This is a genomic window from Streptococcus oralis, from assembly GCF_001579025.1.
Classification (GTDB): domain Bacteria; phylum Bacillota; class Bacilli; order Lactobacillales; family Streptococcaceae; genus Streptococcus; species Streptococcus oralis_X.
In genome coordinates this window covers 1,019,269-1,021,797 of sequence record NZ_KQ970235.1, presented here as the reverse complement: position 1 = coordinate 1,021,797, position 2,529 = coordinate 1,019,269, and the positions used below count along the sequence as shown (strand labels likewise).

Below are 2,529 nucleotides of genomic sequence, written 5' to 3'. Positions count from 1 at the left end.
CTTATGCAGGAGCAGCCTTTCTTATATGTGCTTTATGGAATCGCCATGGCGGCCCTCTTTGAGGAAACAGCTCGTCTTGTCTTTTTTAAATGGTTGGAGAAAAAGAGAAAGCTAGAAGATCGAGATGCTTTGGCTTATGGTTTGGGACATGGGGGCTTGGAAATGCTCTATCTCGGAATGGGAAGCTTGATCAGTTTGTTGATTCTCTTTTCACTCATTCAGTCTTCAAATACTGATGTAGCCAATCTCCTTCCAAAGACTACACTCGAAACGGTTCAGTCTCTTTCTGTATGGCAGGTTTATTTACTAGGAGTTGAACGTGTGCTTGCTCTGGTTCTACAAATCTGTCTTTCCATCTGGGTCTATCAAAGTGTCCGTCAAAAGAAATGGATCTACCTCCTTGCTGCCTATGGTTTGCATGCCTTGTTTGACTTGGCTCCAGCCTTATCTCAGGTTGGATGGATTGCAAATCCGCTTCTAGTTGAGTTTATTCTTCTCGTAGAACTGCTAGTCTTTATCTGGCTAACAAAATCTACATTTTGGAAAAAATCATAAAAAGAGGGGTGACCTCTTTTTTTATGTAAAGATAAAACAAGCTCTTTTTATGGTCGTCAAATGTCTCTAAAAGTGGTATAATGGAATGAATTTTGAAAAAGGAAGAGTGACATGTCAGTAAAAGAAAAAATGCTTGAAATCCTAGAAGGAATCGATATTCGTTTTAAGGAGCCCTTGAAGACCTATACCTATACCAAGGTTGGAGGTCGAGCGGATTATCTAGTTTTGCCACGCAATCGCTATGAGATGGTCCGTGTCGTCCAATTTGCCAATCAAGAGAATATTCCCTGGATGGTGCTTGGGAATGCCAGCAATATCATCGTTCGTGAAGGTGGAATCCGTGGTTTTGTCATCTTGTGTGATAAGCTTAATAACGTTTCGGTTGATGGCTATACCATCGAAGCAGAAGCTGGAGCTAACTTGATTGAAACGACACGTATTGCCCTCCGTCATAGTTTGACTGGTTTTGAGTTTGCTTGTGGGATTCCTGGAAGCATCGGTGGAGCTGTCTTTATGAATGCGGGTGCCTATGGAGGAGAGATTGCTCATATCTTGCAGTCTTGTCAAGTTTTGACCAAAGAAGGGGAAATCAAGACCTTGTCTGCCAAGGACTTGGCTTTTGGTTACCGCCATTCAGCTATTCAGGATTCTGGGGCCATTGTCTTGTCAGCTAAATTTGCCCTTGCACCTGGAAATCACCAGGTCATTAAGCAAGAAATGGACCGCTTGACGCACCTACGTGAACTCAAACAACCATTAGAATACCCGTCTTGTGGTTCAGTCTTTAAGCGTCCAGTTGGGCATTTTGCAGGTCAGTTGATTTCAGAAGCTGGCTTGAAAGGCTATCGAATCGGTGGTGTTGAAGTATCTGAGAAGCACGCTGGTTTCATGATCAATGTTGCTGACGGTACGGCGAAGGACTACGAGGACTTGATCCAATCTGTTATCGAAAAAGTCAAGGAACACTCAGGTGTCACTCTTGAAAGAGAAGTCCGAATCTTGGGTGAGAAGGAATAAGGTTGGGGTAGAAAAGTTGCTGCTATAACCATTGTAAAGGGGGTGAAAGCCTATCGTGAGTGAAGATGTATGTAGGCAGTTTAATCTCCTACACGAGGTAGTAGCGGCCTGACAGAGCCCTGATCTGTTAATTTATGAAAAAGAAGGAATTTATGACAATTGAAAAAACCAATTATTGAATTCAAAAACGTCTCTAAAGTTTTTGAAGACAGCAACACCAAGGTTCTCAAAGACATCAACTTTGAGTTGGAAGAAGGGAAGTTTTACACTCTTTTAGGAGCATCTGGTTCAGGAAAATCAACCATTCTAAACATCATTGCAGGTTTACTGGATGCGACGACAGGGGATATTTTGCTGGATGGGGTGCGGATCAATGACATCCCAACTAATAAACGAGATGTCCATACGGTCTTCCAATCCTATGCCTTGTTTCCACATATGAATGTGTTTGAAAATGTTGCCTTTCCACTCCGCTTGCGTAAAATCGACAAGAAAGAAATCGAACAGCGTGTAGCGGAAGTTCTCAAGATGGTTCAGTTGGAAGGTTACGAGAAGCGTTCCATCCGTAAACTCTCTGGAGGACAACGTCAGCGTGTGGCCATTGCCCGTGCCATCATCAACCAACCCCGTGTGGTCTTGTTGGATGAGCCCTTGTCAGCGCTGGACTTAAAATTGCGAACAGACATGCAGTACGAACTGCGTGAATTGCAACAACGATTAGGAATTACCTTTGTCTTTGTCACTCACGATCAGGAAGAAGCTCTTGCCATGAGTGACTGGATTTTCGTTATGAACGATGGTGAGATTGTTCAGTCTGGAACACCAGTGGACATCTACGATGAGCCAATCAACCACTTTGTTGCCACCTTTATTGGTGAGTCAAATATTTTGCCAGGAACCATGATTGAGGATTACTTGGTTGAGTTTAACGGCAAACGCTTTGAAGCAGTCGACGGG

At 43.3% G+C, this 2,529-nt stretch carries 2 protein-coding genes and 1 pseudogene; all 3 read left to right on the top strand.

Annotated elements, in window-relative coordinates:
* The coding region (locus SORDD27_RS04925) for a YhfC family intramembrane metalloprotease (RefSeq protein ID WP_231069296.1) at positions 1–555 on the top strand (555 nt) is incomplete at its 5' end.
* A gap of 111 nt (positions 556–666) precedes the next feature.
* On the top strand, positions 667–1,572 hold the full coding sequence (gene murB, locus SORDD27_RS04920; RefSeq protein WP_061427679.1) for a UDP-N-acetylmuramate dehydrogenase: 906 nt from the start codon (positions 667–669) through the stop codon (positions 1,570–1,572).
* Between the two features lie 159 nt (positions 1,573–1,731).
* Positions 1,732–2,529: pseudogene (locus SORDD27_RS04915) on the top strand (ABC transporter ATP-binding protein); the annotation flags it as partial.

Coding starts and splice junctions, on each gene's coding strand:
- murB (WP_061427679.1), top strand. CDS start 667: ATGTCAGTAAAAGAAAAAATGCTTGAAATCCTAGAAGGAATCGATATT.